The organism is Afipia sp. OHSU_II-C1, from assembly GCF_000497575.1.
Taxonomy (GTDB): Bacteria; Pseudomonadota; Alphaproteobacteria; order Rhizobiales; family Xanthobacteraceae; genus Afipia.
Window position 1 is genome coordinate 285,210 of the sequence record NZ_APJI01000004.1, and the last position, 24,700, is coordinate 309,909.

At 62.1% G+C, this 24,700-nt stretch carries 20 protein-coding genes, 2 tRNA genes and 1 pseudogene; 10 read left to right on the forward strand and 13 right to left on the reverse strand.

Annotated elements, in window-relative coordinates; translation table 11 throughout:
* Position 1: 1 nt before the first annotated feature.
* From I554_RS0103425 to dusB, 4 genes are all read right to left on the reverse strand, one after another.
* Positions 2 to 2,272, reverse strand: coding sequence for a PAS domain-containing sensor histidine kinase (locus I554_RS0103425; RefSeq protein ID WP_024577929.1), 2,271 nt, complete (start codon positions 2,270 to 2,272; stop codon positions 2 to 4).
* Between the two features lie 261 nt (positions 2,273 to 2,533).
* Complete coding sequence (ntrC, locus tag I554_RS0103430) at positions 2,534 to 3,976, reverse strand: nitrogen regulation protein NR(I) (RefSeq protein ID WP_024577928.1); 1,443 nt, start codon at positions 3,974 to 3,976, stop codon at positions 2,534 to 2,536.
* A 6-nt stretch (positions 3,977 to 3,982) separates the two neighbouring features.
* Positions 3,983 to 5,170, reverse strand: coding sequence for a nitrogen regulation protein NR(II) (locus tag I554_RS0103435; RefSeq protein WP_024577927.1), 1,188 nt, complete (start codon positions 5,168 to 5,170; stop codon positions 3,983 to 3,985).
* Complete coding sequence (gene dusB / locus I554_RS0103440; protein WP_051358567.1) at positions 5,167 to 6,192, reverse strand: tRNA dihydrouridine synthase DusB; 1,026 nt, start codon at positions 6,190 to 6,192, stop codon at positions 5,167 to 5,169. The genes I554_RS0103435 and dusB overlap by 4 nt, the downstream gene beginning before the upstream one ends.
* A 257-nt stretch (positions 6,193 to 6,449) precedes the next feature.
* Between dusB and I554_RS0103445 the strand changes: the two genes are divergently transcribed.
* Both I554_RS0103445 and I554_RS26205 read left to right on the forward strand, forming a co-directional pair.
* Entirely contained in the window at positions 6,450 to 7,655 is a 1,206-nt protein-coding gene (locus tag I554_RS0103445; RefSeq protein WP_024577925.1) for a bifunctional 2-C-methyl-D-erythritol 4-phosphate cytidylyltransferase/2-C-methyl-D-erythritol 2,4-cyclodiphosphate synthase, read from the forward strand.
* A complete protein-coding gene (locus I554_RS26205) occupies positions 7,652 to 8,281 on the forward strand; it encodes a CinA family protein (RefSeq protein WP_024577924.1) in 630 nt (209 codons plus the stop codon). Before I554_RS0103445 ends, I554_RS26205 begins: the two co-directional genes overlap by 4 nt.
* Here I554_RS26205 and I554_RS0103455 read toward each other — a convergent pair.
* Both I554_RS0103455 and lipA read right to left on the reverse strand, forming a co-directional pair.
* A pseudogene (locus I554_RS0103455) lies at positions 8,265 to 8,627 on the reverse strand (type II toxin-antitoxin system RatA family toxin); the annotation flags it as partial. The gene I554_RS26205 and the pseudogene I554_RS0103455 overlap by 17 nt on opposite strands.
* 6 nt (positions 8,628 to 8,633) lie before the next feature.
* Positions 8,634 to 9,593, reverse strand: a complete 960-nt coding sequence (lipA, locus tag I554_RS0103460; RefSeq protein ID WP_024577922.1) for a lipoyl synthase — start codon at positions 9,591 to 9,593, stop codon at positions 8,634 to 8,636.
* A gap of 139 nt (positions 9,594 to 9,732) precedes the next feature.
* Between lipA and I554_RS0103465 the strand changes: the two genes are divergently transcribed.
* Complete coding sequence (locus tag I554_RS0103465) at positions 9,733 to 10,329, forward strand: DNA-3-methyladenine glycosylase (protein ID WP_024577921.1); 597 nt, start codon at positions 9,733 to 9,735, stop codon at positions 10,327 to 10,329.
* 230 nt (positions 10,330 to 10,559) lie between these two features.
* On the opposite strand, the gene I554_RS0103470 is transcribed toward I554_RS0103465, so the two are convergent.
* The 5 genes from I554_RS0103470 to I554_RS0103495 all read right to left on the reverse strand — a co-directional run bounded on the left by I554_RS0103470 (position 10,560) and on the right by I554_RS0103495 (position 18,130).
* Positions 10,560 to 11,729, reverse strand: a complete 1,170-nt coding sequence (locus I554_RS0103470; protein WP_024577920.1) for an MFS transporter — start codon at positions 11,727 to 11,729, stop codon at positions 10,560 to 10,562.
* On the reverse strand, positions 11,726 to 14,584 hold the full coding sequence (locus I554_RS0103475; RefSeq protein ID WP_024577919.1) for a valine--tRNA ligase: 2,859 nt from the start codon (positions 14,582 to 14,584) through the stop codon (positions 11,726 to 11,728). Before I554_RS0103475 ends, I554_RS0103470 begins: the two co-directional genes overlap by 4 nt.
* Before the next feature lie 235 nt (positions 14,585 to 14,819).
* Positions 14,820 to 15,608, reverse strand: coding sequence for a DUF2497 domain-containing protein (locus I554_RS0103485; RefSeq protein WP_024577917.1), 789 nt, complete (start codon positions 15,606 to 15,608; stop codon positions 14,820 to 14,822).
* 250 nt (positions 15,609 to 15,858) lie between these two features.
* Complete coding sequence (locus tag I554_RS0103490; protein WP_024577916.1) at positions 15,859 to 17,271, reverse strand: TolC family outer membrane protein; 1,413 nt, start codon at positions 17,269 to 17,271, stop codon at positions 15,859 to 15,861.
* A gap of 193 nt (positions 17,272 to 17,464) precedes the next feature.
* Positions 17,465 to 18,130 (reverse strand): protein-L-isoaspartate O-methyltransferase, encoded by a 666-nt coding sequence (locus I554_RS0103495; RefSeq protein WP_024577915.1) that lies wholly within the window; start codon positions 18,128 to 18,130, stop codon positions 17,465 to 17,467.
* A 199-nt stretch (positions 18,131 to 18,329) separates the two neighbouring features.
* Here I554_RS0103495 and I554_RS0103500 point away from each other — a divergent pair, with 199 nt between their 5' ends.
* The 7 genes from I554_RS0103500 (at position 18,330) to I554_RS0103530 (ending at position 21,887) form a co-directional block, all read left to right on the forward strand.
* Positions 18,330 to 18,977 (forward strand): hypothetical protein, encoded by a 648-nt coding sequence (locus I554_RS0103500; protein ID WP_244432706.1) that lies wholly within the window; start codon positions 18,330 to 18,332, stop codon positions 18,975 to 18,977.
* Positions 18,974 to 19,237: a hypothetical protein gene (locus I554_RS0103505; RefSeq protein WP_024577913.1), complete on the forward strand. Its 264-nt coding sequence runs from the start codon at positions 18,974 to 18,976 to the stop codon at positions 19,235 to 19,237. Before I554_RS0103500 ends, I554_RS0103505 begins: the two co-directional genes overlap by 4 nt.
* 125 nt (positions 19,238 to 19,362) lie before the next feature.
* Positions 19,363 to 19,436: transfer RNA gene (locus tag I554_RS0103510), tRNA-Cys, on the forward strand.
* A gap of 106 nt (positions 19,437 to 19,542) precedes the next feature.
* A tRNA-Asn gene (locus tag I554_RS0103515) sits at positions 19,543 to 19,617 on the forward strand.
* A 121-nt stretch (positions 19,618 to 19,738) separates the two neighbouring features.
* Positions 19,739 to 20,035 carry a hypothetical protein gene (locus I554_RS0103520; RefSeq protein WP_024577912.1) on the forward strand — a complete coding sequence of 99 codons (297 nt, stop codon included), beginning with the start codon at positions 19,739 to 19,741 and terminating at the stop codon, positions 20,033 to 20,035.
* A gap of 25 nt (positions 20,036 to 20,060) precedes the next feature.
* Positions 20,061 to 20,222 carry a hypothetical protein gene (locus tag I554_RS27170; RefSeq protein WP_162832190.1) on the forward strand — a complete coding sequence of 54 codons (162 nt, stop codon included), beginning with the start codon at positions 20,061 to 20,063 and terminating at the stop codon, positions 20,220 to 20,222.
* Between the two features lie 129 nt (positions 20,223 to 20,351).
* Entirely contained in the window at positions 20,352 to 21,887 is a 1,536-nt protein-coding gene (locus I554_RS0103530; RefSeq protein ID WP_024577911.1) for a porin, read from the forward strand.
* 45 nt (positions 21,888 to 21,932) lie between these two features.
* Here the strand turns inward: I554_RS0103530 and I554_RS0103535 are convergent, their stop codons facing one another.
* Together I554_RS0103535 and I554_RS0103540 are read right to left on the reverse strand one after the other, a co-directional pair.
* Positions 21,933 to 22,688: a tRNA-uridine aminocarboxypropyltransferase gene (locus tag I554_RS0103535; RefSeq protein ID WP_024577910.1), complete on the reverse strand. Its 756-nt coding sequence runs from the start codon at positions 22,686 to 22,688 to the stop codon at positions 21,933 to 21,935.
* 68 nt (positions 22,689 to 22,756) lie between these two features.
* Positions 22,757 to 24,688: an ABC transporter ATP-binding protein/permease gene (locus I554_RS0103540; protein WP_024577909.1), complete on the reverse strand. Its 1,932-nt coding sequence runs from the start codon at positions 24,686 to 24,688 to the stop codon at positions 22,757 to 22,759.
* Positions 24,689 to 24,700 lie beyond the last annotated feature (12 nt).

Genomic DNA, 24,700 nt, shown 5'->3' on the forward strand with positions numbered 1-24,700 from the left:
ATCAATCGCCGGTTACGGCTTCGGTTTTTGCTTCGTGTTTTTCCTCGGCCGCGGCGTCCTTCGCCTGGCCGAAGACAGAAAATCTCATCCGCACCCACGCGCCCCGTGCTCCGTGGCGAAGGATGGATGCGTCATTCAGTTCGATGCGTCCGCCGTGATCTTCGAGGACGCGGCCAACGATCGCGAGACCAAGGCCGGTACCCTTTTCGCGGGTGGTCACATACGGCTCAAGCAGCCGCGCGCGGCTTTCTTTGGGCAGCCCGATTCCGTTGTCCACAATATCGATCACGATATCGTCGTTTTCACGCGCGGCGATGACATCGATGTGTCCGCGCTCGATCTCTGCCGGAGGAACCGCGCTGATGGCTTCCGTGGCGTTCTTGATGATGTTAGTCAGTCCCTGCGAGATCAGGCGCCGGTCGAATTTCGCCTGCATCGGCTCCTGCTTGATGTCGACATCGATATCGATATCGGGATAGCCGACGCGCATCAGGAACACCGTCTGACGAACCGTATCTGCGACATCCTCGCCCTCTATCACGGGCTTCGGCATGCGCGCGAACTTCGAGAACTCATCCACCATCCTGCGGATATCATCGACCTGGCGGATAATCGTGTCCGTGCACTGGTCGAAGATCGGCCGATCCTCGGTTATAACCTTGCCGAACTTGCGGCGAATGCGCTCCGCCGATAGCTGGATCGGGGTCAGCGGGTTCTTGATCTCATGTGCGATGCGTCGGGCGACGTCGGCCCACGCGGATGTCCGCTGCGCGGTCACCAGTTCAGTAATATCGTCGAGGGTGATGATGTAGCTCTCGTTCGATTGTCCAGTCTGTTCTGAACTGACCCGCACCGACAGGTTGCGTTCGACGTTGTCGCGGCTGATCTCGATCTGCCCCTGCAGCAACCTTTGCGCGCTGCTGCGGGCCGTCGTCATCAACTCATTAAGTTCCGGAACAATCTCGGATAGTGGCTTGCTCAAAACCTCCGATTCCGAATGACCGATCAGCTTTTCCGCCGAGCGATTCAGAACGGCGATCTTGCCGGCGCCATCGACACCGATAATGCCGGCGCTCGCTGATGAAAGAACCGCCTCGATAAACCGGCGGCGGCTGTCGATAAGACCGCTCGCATTCACAAGATCGTCGCGCTGCGTGCGCAATTCCTGCGTCATCTTGTTGAATGTCTCGCCGAGATTGGCGAGATCGCCCTCGGACTTGATCACGGGGACCTGAACATGCAGATCGCCTGTGGACACGAGATTGGCCGCGCTCATCAAACGGCGGATCGGCGCGACAAGCCAGTTGGCGAAATTAAGCCCGATCAGCACCGATGACATGAGCACGGTGAGCGCGATCACCGTGAACATCAGCGCGAAGGCGACCTGAATTCCCAGTCGCCGCGACTCGAGTTCGGCGTATTCCTTCACGCTCGCCTGGGTCTGCTGCAACTGCGCGACGACGCGCGGATCGAGAATGCGGGCCACGTAAAGGAACGTATCCTGAAACGCGCGCAAACGAATCACCGCGGCGACGTAGTTCTGTTCGATAAAGACACCGATCTGGGGTTCATCCTCGGTGACGTTCTTCAGAAAATCCCCTGCGGGAGTCTGAAAATCCTGCCGGATTCCGGTGGCAGCCGTCTCAAGGATGTTCCGATCCTTGTCGATGATCATGGCGCCAGGCAGATTGCGCGAGGTCGCACTCGACGTCAGCACGTTGCGGAAGGTCTGCCGGTCCTGATCGAACAATGGCCGTGCACGCGCGATGTCGTTCGACATCCCGATGATGTCCCCGCGAATGAGCTGCGCGTGTTCATAGACATAGGCGTTGGCAACGATCAGCGAATTTTCGATCACCGCGCGGGTGCGGACGGAAAACAGCCGATCCAGTCCGCGATCGATGGTGACATTCGCCACGATCGACACCAGCACCGCCGGCAAAACCGCGATCACTGAAAACAGGCTGACAATCTGGACGTGCAGGCGCGCAGCAGCGCGGCCACGGCGGCGGGCCTGAACCACCTGCCAGACCTCGCGGGCGATAATCGCCAGCAGCAGCAGGATGGTCGCGCCGTTGATCAGGAGGAAAGTAATAACGACGCTATGGACGGGTGCGATCGGCGTTAATCCGGTCAGCACCACGAACGTCAGGAACGCAGACAGCAGCGAAATGCCAACGGCGAACGGCGCCAATAGCCGATGCCATGGCCGGCCGGAAGGCTCGGCAACCGACGGGTCGAGGGTTTGGGCCGACGCCTCTGCTGCGCTCATGCGGGATCGTGTCAGGCCAATTTTGCCAGGTGCGAGGCGGATGCCCCGACCAGTGATGCATTCATATCACAATGTTGCTGAATTGCGACATTTCCTAGGCGCATGTCCGTGACGAATTGCGCCTTCAACGGCTTCTAAGCGAGCCGGGACACCCGAAAATCCGGCCCCGTCACCGGAATGCCACTGCGCAGAGCCTGAAACAGGGGACTAGCCCCTTCGCCGGTCTGCCCTAATCCGCTTCCGCTGCAGCCGAAAACAAGCCTAGCCGCCGCTCCGGTAGACCTGAATGTCGAGATCCCGAATCTTCTTGCGCAGGGTATTCCGGTTCAGCCCGAGGAGATCGGCTGCCCTGATCTGGTTGCCGCGATTGGCCGCCAGCGCCGCCGTCAGCAGCGGAACTTCGATCTCCTTCAGGATGCGGTGATAAAGCCCTGGTGGCGGCAGACCGTTCGGGAACCCGGCGAAATGTGATGCGAGATACATCTCCACCGCCCCTCCGAGGTTGTCCACGCTTTGCGGCATGCTGCCGCCAGACACCACGGCAGGCGGCGCCAGTTCGCCTTCGATCACTGAACCGGTGATGACGTCCTGCGGGTAAAGCGCCGCAAGGCGGCGCGCGAGGTTCTCAAGCTCGCGTACGTTGCCCGGCCAGCGATGCTGCTTGAGCCGTTCAAGCGCCTGTGCATCGAGCTTCTTCGGTGGCAAGCCGTCCTTTTCCGCCAGCGCAAAGAAGTGCCTGATCAGGTCAGGCAAATCCTCAATCCGCTCGCGCAGCGGCGGCAGGCGCAGCGGGACCACGTTAAGGCGGAAGAACAGGTCTTCACGGAACAGACCCTGCTGAATGAGAATGCGGAGGTCCTTGTTGCTGGCCGCCACGATCCGCACGTCGGTCTTGATCGGTGTGCGCCCGCCGACCGTTGTGTATTCGCCCTGCTGCAAGACACGCAGCAAGCGGGTCTGCGCCTCCATCGGCATATCGCCGATTTCGTCGAGGAACAGCGTGCCACCTTCGGCCTGCTCGAACCGGCCGGTCGCGCGGGCATTCGCGCCGGTGAACGCGCCACGCTCGTGCCCGAACAGTTCGGACTCGATCAAATCGCGCGGAATAGCCGCCATGTTCACCGCAACGAACGGGCCGTTGCGGCGCTTGCCGTAGTCATGCAGCGCTCGCGCGACCAGTTCCTTGCCGGTGCCGGATTCGCCGGAGATCATGACGGTCAGATCGGTCTGCATCAGGCGCGCGAGCACGCGGTAGATTTCCTGCATCGCAGGCGAGCGGCCGACCAGCGGAATGGAGTCGAACTCGCCCTCGTCCTTGACTGTCGCCGGACGCTCCTTCGGCTCGGACAGGGCGCGGCCGACGATCGCAATCAATTCCTTGAGATCGAACGGCTTCGGCAGATATTCGTAAGCGCCGCGCTCCGATGCCCTGATCGCGGTCATGAAAGTGTTCTGCGCACTCATGACGATGACAGGCAGATTCGGACGCATCTTCTTGATCCGCGGCAACAGGTCGAACGCATTCTCATCCGGCATCACAACGTCGGTGATGACGAGATCGCCCTCGCCCTGGCTCACCCAACGCCAGAGCGTGGCGGCATTGCCCGTCAGCCGCACCTCATATCCGGCGCGGGACAGTGCCTGATTAAGCACGGTACGGATGGCGGTGTCGTCGTCAGCGACTAGTATGCTACCTGCGGGCATTGTTACTTATTCCTCATCTGCGGTCTGTGAGGCATGCGAGAGCGTTCCCGGGCGCCCATCGCTATTGCTGTGGATGTGATTGTTGTTTTTGGTTGCGTTGAACATCGGCAGCAGCACGCGGAAAACCGTTTTCCGCGGCTGGGATTCACATTCGATAATGCCGCCATGATCGTTCACGATCTTGGCGACAAGCGCGAGACCAAGACCGCTGCCGGTCGGCTTGGTGGTCACGAACGGATCGAACAGATTCGGCAGTAAATCGTCCGGGACCCCTGGCCCGTTGTCTTTCACACAGAATTCCAGCGGCAGCGAAACGCGTGATTTTTTGCCGGGCACCGAGAGGCGCACACCCGGCCGGAATGCCGTGGTCAACTGAATTTCGCCGTCTGTCCCGAGATCCGCGACGGCCTCGGCCGCGTTCTTCACGAGATTCAGGAACACCTGAATAAGCTGATCCTGGTTGGCCAGCACAGGCGGCAACGAAGGGTCGTACTCTTCGATGAACTTGATGTTACGGGCGAAGCCGGACTGGGCCAGCCGCTTCACATGGTCGAATACCGAATGGATATTCACCGGTCCGCGCGCCACAGGGCGTTCGTCGCCAAACACTTCCATACGATCGACAAGCGTCACGATGCGATCCGCCTCGTCGCAGATCAGACGTGTCAGCGTGCGGTCTTCCGGCGATGCGGCCTGCTCCAGTAACTGTGCGGCGCCGCGAATGCCCGACAGCGGATTTTTGATTTCATGCGCCAGCATTGCAGCCAGCGCGATCACCGAGCGGGCGGCACTGCGATGAGTTAGTTGACGATCCATCTTGTCGGCGATGGTGCGTTCCTGAAGCATCACCACGATATGACCGGGATGCTCGCTGAGCGGAGCGACATGAAGATCGACCTGGCGGTCGCCTCCGATACGCGGCGTGCCGAGATCGACCTTGTATTCGTTCACAGCCGATCCGGTACGGCGTACCTGATCGATAAGCGCAAGCAGCGGGCTGCCGAACGGCACCAATTCGCGCAGCATCTGCCGCTGCAAGTGTGGAATCGAGGTCTCAAAAAACGATTCCGCTGCAATGTTCGCGTCGAGGATCTTGCCGTCCGGAGCCACAAGCATCACCGGATTGGGCAGCGCGTTCAGAATTGCATCGCTATTGGCGAGCTGTGGAACGCGTTTTTCAGCGGCATTGCTCATGCGGCGGCGCTCCAGGAGAATTCGCCAAAGGCATCGTGAAGCGAGCGGCGAACATGCGCCGGATCTGTCGCCGTCAGGATCGTCTGGCGCCAGCGCTTGAGAGCATCCGCAGATGCGGCACTGCCTTTTGCCGCGACATCAAGAGCCCAGCCCAGATGCTTGCGCGCATGACGTGAGCCGACACGGGCGCCGTAGTGCTCGACGACCTGATTGTAGAGCTTGCAAACATGCTCGAGTTGCTCGCTGAGATGTGGCTCGGACTCCGGTGATCCGCCATCGAGACGGCGTGCAATCTGTCCCGGCAGCCAAGGCTGTCCTTGCGCACCCCGCCCGATCATCACGGCATCTGCCCCCGATGCCTCAAGCGCAAGCGCGGCCTGCTCGAACGACGTAATGTCGCCGTTCACGACAACCGGTACGGTCACTGCGTCCTTGACCGGCCGCACGGCGGCCCAGTCGGCGCTTCCCTTGTAGAACTGGCAGCGGGTCCGGCCATGAACGGTGATCATCTTGACGCCCGCCGCTTCGGCGCGGCGCGCCAGCTCCGGAGCATTGAGCGACTTGTCATCCCAGCCCAGCCGCATCTTCAACGTCACCGGCACGGAGACGGCAGACACGGTGGCGTCGATGAGGCGGAGCGCATGATCGAGGTCGCGCATCAGTGCAGAGCCAGACTGACCGCCGGTGACATGACGCGCGGGGCAGCCCATGTTGATATCGATAATATCGGCGCCGGCAGCTTCTGCGATCCTCGCGCCTTCGGTCATCCAGCGCGTTTCGCAGCCGGCGAGCTGAACGACGTGCGGGCCGATACCGGCGGCCTCACAGCGCAGGACCGACATCGGGCGGCCTCGGGCAAGGTCATCGCTGGCGGTCATTTCCGAGACGACAAGCCCGGCTCCCAGCTCAGCGGCGATACGGCGGAACGGCGCATCGGTCACGCCGGACATCGGTGCCAGAAGGACGCGATTTGCGACTTCAACATCGCCAATGGTCAGCGCTGCCTGACGTTCCGGAGCCATACCGATCACTGTAATTCTCGTTTTTCGCCAAACCCCGCCTCATTGCGGAGAATGCATAGCTTAATTTCTAAGCATATCGAAGCCATGCCTACACTTTAGCCAATTCCGGGCGGCTTGCAAGTGCGGCGCAACAATTCTTCCAAATTCCTCACAGGGTTGCGGAATCGTGCTGTTCCCTGCCCGAATATGGTAAGTGCAGCACCCAAACCTGCCAACCATCGGCTCAGCCACCCTGCTCGGACGGTCGTCAAATAATCATGCCAACCCAAAAACGGACTGCCGCCATTATCGTTGCTGCCGGTCGCGGACTTCGCGCCGGGACCGGAGGCCCTAAGCAATACCGATCCATCGGCGGCAAAACCGTCCTTTCGAGGGCGATGGAGCCGTTTTGTACCCATCCGGGCGTGTTTGCCGTCCAGCCGGTCCGCAACCCGGACGATGCCGATATTTTCGACCAGGCGGTTAGCCACCTCAAATATCAGACGCCCGTGAATGGCGGCGCCACAAGGCAGGCGTCCGTGCGCGCGGGGCTCGAAGCGCTGGCCAGCGAAGCACCAGACATCGTGCTCATTCACGACGCTGCGCGCGCGTTCGTCACCGACAAGGTGATCTCGCGCGCCATCGATGCGGCGCTGATCACCGGCGCAGCAATTCCCGTCGTGCCGGTGACCGACACCATCAAGGTCGTCGATGCAACCGGCGCCATCCAGGCGACACCGGATCGTGCAAATCTTCGAATCGCGCAAACGCCGCAGGCGTTTCGCTTCGACACCATTCTCGAAGCCCATCGCCGCGCGGCGCGCGAGGGCCGCGACGATTTCACAGACGACGCGGCGATCGCGGAATGGGCGGGATTGACCGTCGCAACCTTTGAAGGCGATGCTGCCAACATGAAACTGACCACACCGGAAGACTTTGCACGCGAGGAGGCGCGCCTCGGCGCCATGCTGGGCGACATCCGCACCGGCACCGGCTACGACGTGCATGCGCTGACCGACGGCGATCACCTGATGCTGTGCGGCGTGCGCGTGCCGTTCAATCGCGGTTTCCTTGCTCATTCCGATGGCGATGTCGGATTGCATGCGATTGTCGATGCCATCCTCGGCGCATTGGCCGATGGCGACATCGGCTCACACTTCCCGCCGAGCGATCCGAAGTGGAAGGGCGCAGCGTCCGATCAATTCCTGAAACACGCGGTCGGTCTGGTGCATCAGCGCGGCGGCCGTATCGCAAACCTCGAAGTGACCATGATCTGCGAAGCGCCGAAGATCGGCCCGCTGCGCGAAGCGATGCGCGCGAAGATTGCCGAGATTACCGGACTGCCGCAGTCACGCGTGGCTGTAAAGGCGACAACCAGCGAACGTCTCGGCTTCACCGGACGTCAGGAGGGTATCGCGGCGACGGCAGCCGCAACTATCCGCCTGCCCTGGGACGAATCCCTGAGCGCCGGGCCATCCGCATGAGCGCCAGTGTCATCCGCGCCCTTTCCCGCTCGCTGCTGGATCTGTGCCGGATGCGCAAGCTGACCATTGCGACCGCCGAGTCCTGCACGGGTGGTCTCGTCGCTGCGGCACTCACCGAAATTCCCGGCTCTTCCGATGTGGTCGATCGCGGTTTCATCACCTATTCCAACGAAGCCAAGCACGCGATGCTCGGCGTCGAGACCTCGACGCTGGAAACATTCGGCGCAGTCAGCAAGGAAACCGCAACCGCAATGGCGTTCGGCGCGCTGGAACACGCCGAAGTCGATCTGGCGGTTTCGATCACCGGCATCGCCGGACCGGGCGGCGCGACGCCGGGCAAGCCTGTTGGGCTCGTGCATCTGGCAGTCGCCGCGCGCGACGGCCGCATCGCTCACAAGGAATGCCGCTTCGGCGCGGTCGGCCGCAGCAACGTTCGTGAACAGTCGGTGGTGGAAGCGCTGAAGATGCTGACGGAGATGGCGCGCGGGCCGCAGCCGCCGCTCAAGAAGCGGCCACGCGCGGCGGCCCATAGACCGCATCCGCGCGTTTCTCGAACGCCGCGGCGAAGCGCTGGAAAGCGGCGTCGAACATCGCGCCCATCAGCACCGCGAGCATCCGACTCTTGAACTCATAGGCGATGAAGAAGCCGACATCGCAGGCGTTTTCCGACTTCGCCTCGAAGGTCCAGCGGTTCTCAAGCTTGCTGAACGGACCCTGCAAGTATTCGACAAGGATTTTCAGGTTAGGCCTGTCCAGCGTGACGCGACTGGTGAAGGTCTCGCGCACGACCTGAAACGACACGGTCATGTCGGCAACGACGACTTCAGTTCCGTCCGGCTTTTGCGTGCGCTGGCGCACCTTCAGCGCCTGGCACATCGGCACGAACTCGGGATAGCGTTCGACATCGGCGACGAGGTCGAACATCTTCTCTGCGCTGTGACGCACGCGGCGCTTGTTGGAAAACTGCGGCATAGGGAGTTAGCGGTTGGCCGCGTCGCGCGCCGCCTGCAGCTTGGCGAAATCCTCACCGGCGTGATGCGACGAGCGCGTCAGCGGGCTCGCCGACACCATCAGGAAGCCCTTGGTATAGGCGACCTTCTCGTAGCCGCCGAATTCGTCTGGCGTCACATAGCGCATCACCGCATGATGCTTGAGGCTCGGCTGCAGGTACTGCCCGATGGTGAGGAAATCGACATCCGCCGAGCGCAAGTCGTCCATCACCTGCAGTACTTCATGACGTTCCTCACCAAGACCAACCATGATGCCGGATTTGGTGAAGATGGTCGGGTCCATTTCCTTGACCCGTTGCAGCAGCCGGATGGAATGGAAATAACGCGCGCCGGGCCGCACCGTCAGATACCGCGACGGCACGGTTTCCAGGTTGTGGTTGAACACGTCGGGCTTGGCTGCGACCACCTGCTCCAGCGCCCCCTCTTTACGCAGAAAATCCGGGGTGAGGATTTCAATAGTCGTCGTCGGGCAACTGGCGCGAATGGCGCGGATGGTTTTCGCAAAATGATCCGCACCGCCGTCGGCGAGATCGTCGCGGTCTACTGAGGTGATGACCACATGATGCAGGCCGAGCTTCTGCACGGCGAGCGCGACATGCTCCGGCTCGGACGCGTCGAGCGCGTTGGGTAGGCCAGTCTTGACGTTGCAGAAGGCGCAGGCGCGGGTGCAGGTGTCACCCATGATCATGAAGGTGGCGTGCTTCTTGTCCCAGCACTCACCGATGTTCGGGCAGCCCGCTTCCTCGCAAACCGTGACGAGACCGTTTTCCTTGACGATGTTGCGGGTATTGGCATAGCCGCGCGAGTTCGGCGCACGCACGCGAATCCAGTCGGGCTTCGCCGGCGACTTGGCGTCGGGCCGGTTGACCTTCTCCGGATGACGTGGGCGCACCTGATTTGGCGACACCGTATCGATCAAAGTGACCATGAAAAGTCCGCGATTTCCCTAGACTTACCTAAGCCCGCCAATGTCTTGGCGCAAGCCGTCCGCATCGTGCTACCTTGGAATGACTATCACGTTTCCAACCGGTCCTGCATGGCCCTGCACGCCTATCCCCTGCCCATAAATGGCTGAACTCCAGTCCCAAGCCCCTGCCGGACGGCTGCTGACGCGCAAGTTCTTTGCGCGCAGCGTCCATGATGTGGCGCCTGACCTGATCGGCGCGACGCTGCTGGTGGATGGCGTCGGTGGCATCATCGTCGAGGTCGAGGCCTATCATCACACCGAGCCGGCAGCGCATTCGTTCAACGGACCAACCCCGCGCAACATGGTGATGTTCGGCCCTCCGGGATTTCTCTACGTCTATCGCTCCTACGGCATTCACTGGTGCATGAACTTCGTTTGCGAGAAGGAAGGCTCCGCCAGTGCTGTGCTGATCCGTGCGATCGAGCCGACCCACGGCATCCCGGCGATGCGACGCCGCCGCGGATTGCACGACGAACGAACACTGTGTTCGGGGCCGGGCAAGCTTTGCGAGGCGATGGCTGTGACCGGCAAGCACAACGGCCTCGCCCTCGATACGCCGCCGATTGCGATTTACGCACGCACGCGCAAACCGCAGATCGTCAGCGGCCTTCGCATCGGCATCACCAAGGCGGTGGAGCTGCCGTGGCGCTACGGACTGAAGGGCTCGAAATTCATGAGCAAGCCGTTTCCGGCATAAGGCGAAACAGTGACGAACTTCGCTGCAAAAGGAGGAATAGTGACGTAGCGGCGGCGCTTCGAGATTTTGGCTGTTTGCCTCGCGGCAACATGGCGATCGACAGCTCGTGCACGTGTCATGCGTCGCCTGCATAACCAGAAAAGCGTGACAGCTTCACCAAAGAGCATCCATCAAAACGCAGGCAGCCGAGCCATGCGCTCCTGGCTGGACTCAAATTCACCAGCAGCCGTTCAGGCCCGGCGTGTCGAGAAGTCGGTTCTCAGCGTGAAGAAAATGAGCGGCAACATCCACACCGCGATCGGGACAAACGCAAACGCAGCATTCCCGGTGATATCCCACACGACGCCGCCGAGAACCGAGATCGTCATCGCAAGGCCATAGCCCATCGTGAAGATCCCCGCCGACATTCGCGGCACATCGTCCGGCGCAACCAGCAGTGCGGGCAATGCGAGCACGAGAGTCAGTGTGATGGCGCAGGCAAAGCCGACCATCGCCGCCGATCCGATTACGCTCCACGCTTGACCGGACACCAGAATGCCGAAGATGCCGGCAATCCCGATTGCAGCGGCAGAGAGCAACGGCCACTTTTTCCGTTCCCAGCGGCTTGCCATCACCAGCAGAATGAATGATGCGGGCAACTGGCCGACGTTAAGCGCGGTAAGCGCCGGGCCGATCAGTTCGGTGCGGTCCGTGTGCAGAAGGTATCCGGGAAGGAAGGCGTTGGTGCAGAAGTAAAGCTGGTTCGGCCCGCTCATGATGAGGCCCAGCTTCCAGAGCAACGGATCGCGCCAGTCAGGCATCCACAGACGATGACGAGCGACCGGGGCATCCTTGCCGCCGGGCTGAAACAGAAAGATGATGAGCGCAATCGCCACAAGCGGGATCGACCAGAGCACCAGGCTCGCGCGCCAGCTTCCTGCCAGCAGCGGCACGATAAAAGCCGCGAGCATCACCGGGAAGATTTCTCCGCACAGAAGGCCGTTGGTGTAGACCGCCGTGGCAAAGCCGATGCGGTCCGGCACCCACTGGCGCACCGTGGGCGGCAGCGAGGGCTGCATCACCGCGATCCCCGCCGCCATGATCACGGTGGTGATGTAGAGCAGCCAGGAGTCGGCCGCGAAGCCGCGCAGCGCCGAACCCGCAGCCGCAACCAGAAGCCCGATGATGAGCGCGGGCACGGCACCCACGCGCGCGATCAGCAGCGAGCCGGGTACGGCGACCAGCGCGAACAGGAAAACCGGAATCGCATTCAGGATTCCGACCTCGGTGCCGGACAGCTTCAGATCCAGAATGATGAGCGCCAGCACCGGCGGTACGGCAAGCAGCGTCAGCCGCAGGCCGTTTCCCGCGAGCCAGAGAAGCAGGAGCGCGTTGAACGAGGATGACCGCTGCAGGGTCATTCCGCGCCCTTGAGACGCTCCAAAGCTTCGAGGATTTTCGCCTTGCGGCTTTCGGCTTCCTCGCGCTTTTCGCGCTGTTCTTCGATGACTTCTTCCGGTGCGTTGGCGACGAACTTCTCGTTGCCGAGCTTGGCGTCGACACGCTTGATGTCGGCATCGGCCTTGGCCAGTTCCTTGTCGAGGCGCACCTTCTCGGCCGCAAGATCGATCACGCCCTTGAGCGGAATCGCAGCCACCTCGCCGCGCACCAGCAACTGCACGGAACCGTCCGGCACGCGATCGGCAAACGAAATCTCGCCGAGACGCGCAAGGCGCTTCATCACATCGCTCCAGCGCTCCGCACGTGACTTGATGTCGGCGGACGAACCGACCAGCACCAGCGGAAACAGCGTCGCGGGCGGAATGTTCATTTCCGCGCGCATCGAGCGGATTGCCGAGATGAGCTCGATCAGCCAGCCGATTTCGGATTCAGCCGCAGGATCGCTGAACGGCTCAAGCTCCGGCGCTGGCAGGACGACGATGGGCATCGCCAGCGGATCGGCGGAGATTGCCGGTTCAATGATCGGCGCGGCCGGGGCTCTCAGCGGCCACTCGGCGAGGGCAAGGAGTCCGTCACGCTTGGCTGTGACGCCCCAAAGCTCCTCGGTGAGGAACGGCATGAACGGATGCAGCAGCTTGAGGATCTCGTCGCGCGCCCAGGCGATGCTGGCCTGCGTCTCCACCTTGGCCGGTGAGTCCGGACCCATCAGCACAGGCTTGGCGAGTTCCAGGTACCAGTCGCAATAGATGTTCCAGACGAAGCGGTACATGATGCCCGCCGCGTCGTTGAAGCGATAGGCCTGAATGGCTTCGGTGACGTCGTGCGTGGCGCGCGCGGTCTCGTGCGCGATCCAGCGGTTGAGCGTCTCCTTCGCCTTCGCCGGATCGAAACCGTCGGCCAGCGCGCAGCCGTTCATTTCGGCGAAGCGCGAGGCGTTCCACAGCTTGGTCGCGAAGTTGCGGTAACCTTCGACACGCTGGGTCGAGAGCTTGATGTCGCGGCCCTGCGCCGCCATCGCCGCCAGTGTGAAGCGCAGCGCGTCGGCGCCGTAATCGTCGATCAGATGCAGCGGATCAATGACGTTGCCCTTCGACTTCGACATCTTGGCGCCCTTCTCGTCGCGGACGAGCGCGTGGATGTAGACGGTCGGGAACGGCACGTCCTTCATGAAGTGCAGGCCCATCATCATCATCCGGGCGACCCAGAAGAAGATGATGTCGAAGCCCGTCACGAGAACATTCGTCGGATAGTAACGCTTCACGTCGACATCGGTGTCGGGCCAGCCGAGCGTCGAGAACGGCCACAGCGCCGACGAGAACCAGGTGTCGAGCACGTCTTCGTCGCGGGTGATGAAGCCTTCGCGCTTCGCCGGATCGAGCGCCATGTCATGGCCCTGCTCCGCCGTGATGACTTCCTGCTCCACGTAATAGCCGAGCGCCTTGCCGACCGCTTCATCCTCGGTCTCGGCGACGAACACCTTGCCGTCCGGTCCGTACCACGCGGGAATCTGATGACCCCACCAGAGCTGGCGCGAGATGCACCACGGCTGGATGTTCTCCATCCACTCGAAGTAAGTCTTCTCCCAGTTCTTCGGCACGAACGCGGTCTCGCCGCTGCGCACCGCTGCAATCGCAGGCGCGGCCAGCGTCTTGGCGTCGACATACCACTGGTCGGTCAGATACGGCTCGATGACCACGCCGGAGCGGTCGCCGTGCGGCACCATGTGGGTGTTGGGTTCGATCTTCTCAAGGAAGCCCGCCTCTTCCAGCTTCGCGACGATCAGCTTGCGCGCGGCGAAGCGATCCTTGCCGTGCAGCTCTTCGGCGAAGATCAATGCGGCTTCAGGCAAGCCGCGCAGATAGTCCTCGTTGGCGGACAGCGACATACGCGCTTCCTGATCGAGCACGCTGATCGACGGAAGATTGTGACGGCGGCCGACCTCGAAGTCGTTGAAGTCGTGGGCCGGGGTGATCTTCACCGCGCCCGAACCCTTCTCCGGGTCGGAGTAATCGTCGGCGACGATCGGAATCAGCCGTCCCACCAGCGGCAGCACGACCTTCTTGCCGACAACGCTCCTATAGCGGTCGTCCTCGGGATTCACGGCGACAGCCGTGTCGCCCAGCATGGTTTCGGGCCGCGTGGTCGCGACCACGATGAAGGTGGACGGGTCCTCGGGATTGAACTCCTTGCCTTCGAGCGGATAGCGCAGATGCCAGAGGCTGCCCTTGACCTCGATCTGCTGCACTTCGAGATCGGAAATCGCGGTCAGCAGCTTCGGGTCCCAGTTGACCAGCCGCTTGTCCTTGTAGATCAGGCCCTGCGCGTAGAGTTCGACGAACACCTTCGCGACCGCGCGGGACAGTCCTTCGTCCATCGTGAAGCGTTCGCGCGACCAGTCGCACGACGCGCCGAGGCGCTTGAGCTGATTGACGATGGTGCCGCCGGACTCGGCCTTCCACTGCCAGACGCGCTCAAGAAACTTCGCGCGCCCCATGTCGCGGCGGCCCGGCTCCTGCCGCTCCATCAACTGCCGCTCGACAACCATCTGCGTGGCGATACCCGCGTGGTCCGTTCCCGGCTGCCACAACACGTCGCGGCCGCGCATGCGCTCGAACCGGCACAGGATGTCCTGCAGCGTGTTGTTGAGCGCGTGACCCATATGCAGCGAGCCGGTGACGTTCGGCGGCGGAATGACGATCGTGAACGGCTCGGCGTCCTTGCGCTCCGGCCGTCCGGCCTTGAACGCGCCAGCGTCTTCCCACGCACGGGCGATACGGTCTTCAATCTCGGCGGGCTGGTAGTTTTTCTCGATCATCACACTGCAATCAAAAGGAGTGGATCAGGGCTGGAACATTGCCGTCATTGCGAGCGAAGCGAAGCAATCCAGACAGGATTGCGCTGGGCAAAGGAAGCTGGATTGCTTCGTCGCTGGCGCTCCTCGCAATGACGAAATCGCGGTCCAATCCGACTTCATCGCGCCCTAGAAAGCCCCCGGCGCGGCTCAAGTCAACCACTCGGAATATGGAGGATTTAGGCCTAAATCGCCGAAATCACCGGCCGCGGGAGACCCGTTCGATCTCGGCCTTGACGATCCGCTCCACCAGGTTCGGCAGGTTGTCGTCGAGCCAGGATTTCAGCATCGGACGGAGCATCTCCTTGACGAGATCCTCAAGGGTCCGGGCGTTGTTGCTGAGCACCGTATTCGCCAGCGTGTTGAACGCGGATTCCACCGCCGAGACCGTCGAACCCGACAGGATCTGCTGCGTCGGCATCTCACGCTGCTTCGGCATCTCGCGCTGTGGCGGCGCCCGTTCGGTGAACGTGGGCGCTTCCATCGCCGGAGCGCGTTGAGGTGAAGCTTGAACCATTGGCGACTCGGTGAACTCCAGATCGTCCTCGGGTTCGATCTTGTTGAATGTCGGCGGCGGCTCGGGCACCGCCATCTGCTCGGTCAATTCGAATACGTCGGCGTCTTCCTCCGGCTCCGCAGCTTTCGCCGGGGACGCAGGCGCATCGAAGCTCGCCATCATCGCGTCGATTTCGGCCTGGCTGTTCTTTGCCGCGGGTGCCGGTGCGGGCGCAGGAGCAGGCACCGGTCTGGCGGGAGCGAGCTTGGACGGCGGAATGCCGGTCATCACGGGCCGCGCAGGCGCAGGCCGCGACATCTCCGCTTTGGGAACTTCGGTTTTCGGCGGCGCTGCCGGGGCAGGAGCAGACGCGGCTGGCGCTGCCGCAGCAGCTCCCGCCGCAGGCTTGGCCTCGTCATCGGAGATGATGCGCCTGATCGACGCGAGAATCTCCTCCATCGAGGGCTCCTGCGCCTTTGCCGGTTGCGTCATCTTGGACTCCACCCCATCGGCTGCAAGGTCAAATCGAGGGACCTGCCATAGCCGCACACCACCGTCACGAATCGTTTCGCGATCCTTCAGAACGGTATGTCATGGCAACAATTGATTGCAAGCAACGGGCGAAAAACTCGGCCGGTTGATCACAGCGCTAATGAGAGAAGGTTAACCGGCGATCCGGCGAACTGATTTCGACATTCGCGCCGGGCCCGGATGTGGGGCACGGCGCGAATACCAATTCAAGTTAGCGGCCGTCGGGCGTGCGTACGCCGAACCAGCTGTCGCGAACCTGGTGATAGTGGACGCTCGGATCGTAGACGTTGGTGGCGAGCTTCAAGACGCTCGGCGACAGACGTCCGATCGAGTTCAGCACACTGTAAGACGCAACGACGCGGTCATGCTGCGCCGTCACGAGCGCGACGCGCGCGTTGACCAGCGCCTGCTGTGCGTTGAGGACGTCGAGCGTGGTGCGCTGCCCGACCCTCGCCTCTTCGCGGACGCCGTTCAGCGCGATTTCAGACGCCGTGACCTGCGACTGAGCCGACTGCACCTGCGCCTTGCCGGCGACGAGCTGGCCCCATGCCTGCGCGACGGTGGCGCGGGTCTGGTCGCGAACCTGTTCGAGGTTCAGACGCTGCTGGGCGAGCGTTTCCTTCGACTGGCGGATCAGCGAGTATTCCGCGCCACCCTGATAGACGGGCACGGTCAACTGCGCGACGGCGGATGCGCCGAACGCCTTGTAGGTCGCCATCGTGCTTTCATAGGACTGCTGCACGCTGCCCTGAAGGGTCACGGTCGGGAACAGCGCGCCTTCGCTGACCTTCACCTGAAGGAAGCTGACGTCGATGCCGTACATCGCGGCGGTGACGTTCGGATTCTCGAGAAGGCTGAGATCGACCGCACCCGCCAGCGTAGGCGGCAGAAAACGATCGACAGGCGATCCGGCTGCAAGGTTTGAAGGCTCGTTGCCGATGATGCGGCGGAAGTTCGCGCGCGTCGTCGTCAGGTTGGATTCTGCGGTCAGCAACTGGGTGCGGCCCGCAGCGAGCTGCGCTTCGGACTGAGCGACGTCGGTGCGCGTCACTTCGCCGACATTGAAACGGTCGCGAGTCTGTTTGAGAGTCTGCTCGAGCACGCGGACGTTGCTCTTCTGCACTTCGACGATGGCCGAGTCGCGCAGGTAGTCCATGTAGACCGTCGCAGCCGAGAACAGCACGGTCTGTTCGAGCACGCGCAGGCCTTCACGCGCCGCCGACACCTGACTTTCGGCCGCACGGGTGCGATTGCCGGTCTGGCCGCCGTTGTACAGCGTCTGGCTGATGGTCGCGCCGACCGAGCGCGGCGCATTGACGCCGCGAAGTCCGATTTCGCTGAGCCGGCCGCTGACCTGGGTGTTGGTCTGCGTTTCGGTGTACTGGGTACCGGCGCTGGCGGTTACGGCAACGCGCGGACGATATCCGGAAAGCGCCTGTGGGACGCTTTCGTCGGTGGCGCGCACCGAGGCGCGCTGCGCATTCAATTGCGGGTTGTTCTGGTAGGCACGAACCAGTGCGGCCTCGATTGTGTCAGCCATAACCGGGACAGTCATGACCGGGCACAACAGGAGGGTCGCCAGAGCGACACCCGCACTGAGTTTCTTCCGATATCTAGCTTGCATTACGTCTATCCCCAAACCGGCTCTACACTCGCCATCAGGGCGCGCGAAAACCGGGTCTCTGAGTCGCCTGTGCCCGTTCCGCGTAAGTCTATGCATCGCCAAGCCGGGGTGAAACCCTTTCGGCCCGGCCGCCGCCGAAACAGTTCGGCTGGGACATTGTAGCCACACTTGCGGATTTTGAAGGAACGTAGTCCTAGAAAACGAACGCCGGGCGGCGCTCCAGGCCCGGCAAAACCGGTGCTGAGGCATCAAAAAGCACGCGGCTGCCGAAATCGGCCGGTGACCGGGCAACCAATGTGGCACGCGGCGGCTGGCTGGTAGCGAACACCCCGACGAGCCGCCCGCCCATCTTCAACTGCTCATACAGCCCGTGCGGCTCGAGTTCCGTCGCCCCGTCCATGACGATGACATCGTACGGCGCATGAGCCTTGTCGCCGTCGGCCGGTTCGCCCGTGCTGACTGTCACATTGGAGAGGCCGATATCCGCCAGCTTTCTCGCCGCTCCGGCCGCCAGTGCCGAATCAGGCTCAGTGGCAAACACCTGCCCCGCAAGATGAGCCACGACAGCCGCCGAATAGCCGGTGGCGCAGCCGACCACGAGGACACGGTCGGTTTCGGTGATCGCTGCGGCCTGAAGCATTTTCGCGAGCACCGCCGGCTTGATCAGGCAGCGCTTCGGCTGACCGTCCGCCGCGACATCGATGTCGAGATCCAGATAGGCGATGAGGCGCTTGCTCTCCGGCACGAAATTCTCGCGCGGCACGGCCAGCATCGCATCGATGATCCTAAGATCGGTCACATCGCTTGGCCGCACCTGACAGTCGACCATGTTCTGCCGAGAGGCCGTGAAATCAGTCATGGGATAACCTCAAGACAGGGACACCGAATGGATCGCAGGTCCATCGATCCCGCGCCAGCATGGCACATATTTGCTGCAAGGCCGCATACGATGCAAGCCTGCCCGGTGCAAGTCTGCTAAGGCCAATCCTGTCTATGGTATGAGACCGTCAATTGTAACGATACTTGATGCGATTTATGCGGGGCCCATGACAAACAGAGTGACAAGACACCCTCTCCGCTCCGGGCTGTACCTGCCGCTGGCCGCTCTGCTGATTTTTGCGAGCATGGTCCCGGCACATGCGCAGACCGCTGCCACGACGCCGATAACCGCGGATCAGCAGGCGCCCAAGCGCAAGAAGATGCTCGAGCGCGCAGCCGCCGTCCTCAAGGCGCTCGGCAATGCGTCCGCAAAGCCCGGCCAGAAGCTCCCGGCGCTGGCGGATTACTACGCCGCCAAGGCTGATCTCGCGTCGATCGACTCCACAGCTCCGGAAGCCCCGCGCGCGAAGAAGCTGCTGGCGGCGATGCAGAAGAACGAGCGCGATTATGTCCGCAAGCACGGCGCAACCAACGTCAGCGACCGGCTCGATTCGTTGTTGGGGAATGTCGATGGCCGCAAGCAGTTCGCAGTCACGACCGGCAAGCAGATGTTGCGCCGGGGACTTGCGATGGACATCAGCACATCCGGCGATCACGAGACGGTGCTGAACTACAAGTATTTCAAGATGGACCGGCCGACGGTCCTTAACCTTGCAAGATCAGGGAATATCTTCAACAAGGCGCGCGATCTCGGATTTCGCTCGGTGATCTTCACCAACGGACGCCTGACCTGGACCTACGACGTGGCAGCCAACACATTCAAATGAAGCAGGATCGAACAACGCCAGCGGGCAAATCCGCACCCGGTTCCGAGCAGGGAGAGCTGTCTGCGAGCAGGCTGTCGACCATGCGGCGGCAGATGGACGAGTTCGACGATCTGCCGGCCGAAGTGCGCGCGGCCCTGATGTCCGCGAACGAGCCGAGCGACCAGATGATCGATGTGCTCTGCGCCATGAACCGGGGCGGATTTCCCGTCGCCGATATGATGAAGGTGATCGCGGCCAGCAACGCCAAAAGCGGCGGCTGAAGCTTCCGCAGCACCGAATTCACCATCGGACGCGGATTCGGTGGCCAAATGGCCGCAATGGACCTGTTCCCGCACGGGACGGATTGCATAAGCGCCTGTGCCCTTGTAACTAGTCCGGCCTGTGAGGCCACGTGGCGGAGTGGTTACGCAACGGTCTGCAAAACCGTGTACACCAGTTCAATTCTGGTCGTGGCCTCCAATACTCTCTTAATCGACCCGTCTGACCGCTGTCATTTTTCAGCGATTGGGCTTTGCAAGACTCGGGGCCTTTGTTATATGCGGCCCCATTGCTGCTTCAGCAGTATTCCTCGGTAGCTCAGCGGTAGAGCATTCGACTGTTAATCGAATGGTCGCTGGTTCGAATCCAGCCCGGGGAGCCAATCAAATCAATCACTTACCAGCCTACCCGCCTCGCGCAGCTTGCGCGGGATGACCCGCGTATATAGCTCAGCCCTGTGACGGGCCGCGGGGCGCTCCCGGAATGGAACAGGCAGGTTGAAGGTGAGCGCAGAAGCAAGGGCCGAACTCGACCGTCATTTCGACTGGATCGCATCACGGCTCCCCGAAAAAGGCGCCCGCTTTGTGCGCTGGGTGCGCGAGCCGTCGTCGCGGTGGGTGCGCATCCCGCTCGCCCTGCTGCTGGTCCTTGGCGGCATTTTCGGCTTCCTCCCTATTCTGGGCCTCTGGATGCTGCCGCTTGGCCTGTTGCTGATCGCTCAGGATGTGCCGTTCCTTCAGTTGCCGCTCGCCAACGCGCTCGGCTGGATCGAGCGGAAGTGGATGGGCCGGAAGGCGTGACAGCGCGCGTCGTGGAAAGCCGCGAATGAGCACACCCCTCGACATCATTGTTCCGGTTCTGATGGGCGCTGCGCTGCTGTGGTGGATCGGCCGCGGCATGGGCGGACGGTCGATGCTGATCGCGACCGCAGTGACCTTGGCAGTGATCGTGGGCGTGCTGCTGATCCAGAACGCGGGATGGCGCTGAGCCGCCCCCGCCCGATTATGACAAAAATGTCGCAACTGCCCGGCCTTGTAATCCGTAAGGGTTTCCAGTCTTGCCCCCGAAACCTTCGTTGGTAACAATCCTCAAATGTTACCGCTGGGGGCCGAGTCGATGGAAATCTCTGGTAAGGCCGGACAATCCGGAAAAACTGCATCCGTCATCGGAACGTTTTTCCTCGGCGCTGCGGCCAGCCTCGCAACGGTGGCGAGCGCATCGGCAGCGGACCTTCCGGTCAAGGCCAAGGCCGTTCAGTACGTCAAGATCTGTTCATTGTATGGGGTCGGCTATTACTACATCCCCGGCACCGATACCTGCATCAAGCTCAGCGGCTACATGCGGGCCGACTGGAGCATCAACGGCGGCAACTACAACAAGCCCGGCTGGGATCAGACGAGCGCCGAAGGCACCAAGTCACGCGACCGCGACTACTTCGTGACCCGCGTGCGCACCGAATTTCAGATCGATACCCGCACCCAGACCGAATACGGCGTGGTGCGCACCTACATGAATCCGCGCTTCCAGTTCGATTCAGGCGCTCTGCCGGAAACCGGCGTGCTGACGCTGGACTACGGCTTCATTCAGTTCGCCGGCTTCACCTTCGGCAAGGCCGTGTCGATTTTCCAGACACCGTGGGGCGCCACCGGCGGCAACACGCTGACGTCGTTCATGCTGGGCGGCTACGACAACGTTAATGGCATCACGCAGGTGGCCTACACCTGGCAGTTCGGTAACGGCGTGTCGGCCTCGGTCGCGGTCGAAGACAACCGCGTCATCAATCGCGCGCAACTGCTCAATGCCAGCCTGACGCAGCCGGCGACCAGCGCATTCAACGGCGCCTTCACCAATTCCTACGGCGGGAATGTCACGCCTGATTTCGTCGGCAACATCCGGGTCGAGCAGACCGCTTTCACCGCGCAGCTCTCGGGCGGCGTGCATAACATCCGCGCCAACTACTATGCCGGCCCAGGAGGGATCACCCCGGTCGAACCGAACGGACATCCAAGCGATGCATGGGGCTTTGCCGTGCTCGGCGGCCTGCAACTGAAGAACCTGCCGACTGGCCCCGGCGACAAGTTTTCGCTCGATGCATCCTATGTGAATGGAGCCTCCAAGTATCTGATCGGCGGCGTGACAGGAACCGCTTTCGATGCGTTTGGCGGCGGCACGCCCACCTTCGCGGGCAGCTATCAGACCATGGCGGTGCTGTCGTTGACGGACGGCGTCTACACCACGGGCAGCAAGATCGAGAAGACTTCGGGATGGGGTGTCCGGGCCGCTTTCGTGCACAACTGGTCGCCAACATGGGAGACCGGAATCGTCGGCACCTATTCCCGCATCGAATACAATACGAACGGCGCGGCGGCATTCTGTGCCGCGTTCACGGCTCTGTCGCCCAAACTGAACGGTTATTCCTGTAATCCGAACTTCAGCATCTGGCAGGTCGGCCAGCGCACGGCATGGACTCCGGTCAAAAACCTGACCTTCTCGGCCGAAGTACTCTACTCCTATCTCGATCAGTCGCATACCGGCTCACAGGCCTTGACCAATCCTGGCCAGTTGACTGGCACCTTCAAGCCGACCGGTGTCTATGACTTCAAGGATCAGGGTGTCTGGTCCGGTCTGCTCGGCGTCCGCCGCACGTTCTGACCGGTGGCCGCATTCAGAAAACGCCGTCGCTTACGGCGGCGTTTTTTATGACTGCAACGATTTCTTGCCGCGACGATTTTCCGGGCGCCGGTAATCGCGTTTCTTCGGCTTCGGCGCCAGTTCGGGCATCGATGACTGCACGGCACGATACTGTGTCAGCATCCGCTGGAACGTCGCATTGAGTTCGGTTTCGATCTCGGCGCGTCCTTCCAGCCTGCTGAGAACCATTCCCGCGGCCTCGATGGTCGAGAGGCCGTCGCGCCGCGGCTCCTTGCGCAGCTTGCCGTAGAGCGACGGCTGCGCCGGCCCGAGAATGATGCGCCGGCATTTCAGCATCCACGCATTGCGCCACCACAGCGCCTTGGCCTGACTCCATGTGCCGTCGAGCAGCACGACGCCCTCGATGTCTTTCAGAATCTGGCGCTGATGGTCCTCGATCTCGCCCTTGCGGTCGATCGCAACGACATCCCGATCGGTTGCAAGGTCTGCGACCTTCGCCGACCCGAGATAGAGGATGGCCCAGTCCTGCGGATCGACGGAGCGGCCCAAAGCCTTCGACAGGCTAGGCCAGGACAATCCGATCTTGTGGGTGACCTTCTCGAAATGTTGCGCGGTCAGCCGCGCGGTGCCGAGCGCCCTGTCCTGCTCCTGCGGATGCTGCAAGATCAGCAGTTCGATCCGGTTGCGGATCGGCTTGACGCTGTCGCAGATGCACAGCGGCAACGGCTTGCCGCAGCGGGTGCACTCTTCGATCTCTTCGGGCGCATCGGCGGCCGGACCGGCTTTGGGAGCTTTTGACATGGGTCCGGCTATACGCTGCGCACCCTATCACGGCAACCTGTCAAACCCGAACCGAAGGGACAATTCCGTCAGGCCGCCTTGCGAGGCTGTGGCGATCCGCGGCGGCGCAGCCATCCGCCCAGCAAACGCCGCTTGCCGTCGCGCGGGATCAGGTCGATGTCGCTGACGAGCTTCGCACCGCCCTTGCGGCGTTCGAGCGTGATTTTCCGGCTGTGAAACTCTTCCAGTTCGGTGCGATGGGCGACGCTGATGATCGTGGCATCCTTCAGTTCGTCGTGAAGCAGCTTCATGAGGTTGTCCTGTCCGGTGTCATCCAGCGCGGATGTCGCCTCATCGAGAACGATGATGTCCGGCCGGTGCAGAAGGAGCCGCGCGAACGCCAGCCGCTGCTTTTCGCCGCCCGACAATGTCTGATCCCACGGAGCATCCTCTTCGATCTTCTCCTTCAGATGCGCGAGTCCGACCTTCTCCAGCGTCTCGGCCATCTGCTCGACCGTCCAGTCCTCGGCAGCTCCGGGATAGGCAATCGCGCGCCGCAGCGTCCCCGTCGGGACATACGGTTTCTGCGGCAGCATGAAAATTCGCCGATCCGGATGGAAGTCGACGCTGCCGCCGCCCCACGGCCACAGCCCGGCGATGGCGCGCACCAGCGTGCTCTTGCCGGAGCCGGATTCACCGGCAACAAGGACACGTTCGCCGGGCTCAATCACCACCTCGGACTCTCCGACAACGGCAGTCCCGTCATTCAGCGTCACCGACAGTTCGTTCAGGCGCACCATGGCGTCGTCCTTTGTCTCTCCGCGCTCGATGCGGTTGACCCCCTCGCCGGTCTCGGCACGCTCAAGGCCGTCGAGCGACATCATCAGCGATGCAATGCGCCGCGCACCGGCATTCCATTCGGCAAGGCGCGGATAATTGTCCACCAGCCAGCCGAAAGCCGCCTGCACGATGGTGAAAGCCGAAGCCGCCTGCATCACCTGTCCCAGCGACATGCTCCCTTCGAGAAATTTCGGGGCGCAGAGCAGGATCGGTATAACCGGTGCGATCAGGCTCGATCCCTGCGACACAACGGTCGTACGCATGTGCTGACCGCACAGCTTCGCCCATTGCCGCAAAACATTTCCGAACGACTTGTCTATTCCTGAGCGTTCTTCCTCCTCGCCGCCGAGCAGCGCGATGCTTTCGCCATTCTCGCGCACGCGGGTCAGGGCATAACGGTATTCCGCCTCCGCCTGGTTCTTGCCCTCGGACACCGACACGAAGTTCCGGCCGATGATGACCATCGAGCCGCTGGCAATGGCCGCATACACAACGGCCGCAATGACAAGGAAACCCGGAATGGTGACGGTGCTGCCGCCGATCGACAGTGTCAGCGCGCCGCCGATGGTCCACAGCACGACAATGAACGTTGTCGCCGAGAGAAACGCCTGCGTGACACCGGCCGCAAAATCGACGGGCGCATCGGTCGCGACCCGCAGATCCTCGGCGATCCGGTATTCGGGATTCTGGTGATCTCCGTCGACCAGATTGAGCTGATAGTAGCGGCCGTTGGTCAGCCATCGCGACACCACGGCATTTGTCAGCCACGCGCGCCAGCGCCGCTGGATGTTCATGCGGGCGAAGACCTGTACGACCCCAAGACCAACGCTGCCGATCGCGAGCGGAAAGAATATTCCGGTCAGATAGAAAACCTTGGCGGCATCCTTCTTCTCGATGGCGTCGAAGATCGACCTGTTCCAGACGTTGATGCCGTACTGAAACGTGATTTGCAGGACGATCAAAGCGAGTAGCCCGATGCTCAAAACCCATGCCAAGCGGCCGCCGCCGCGGCCCCAGAAGCCCCGGGCGCTGATCCAGAAACGGGTCAGCAGGTAATCGCGTTTGAGCTGTTCGAGTTCCTCAGGAGAGAGCCCGGGTTCGGGCTCAACCATTTCGGGCGGGGGCGCTTCCACCGGTTCACCGGTCTCTGCGACAACTTCTTGAATCGGCGGTCTATTCATACCGGCACAACG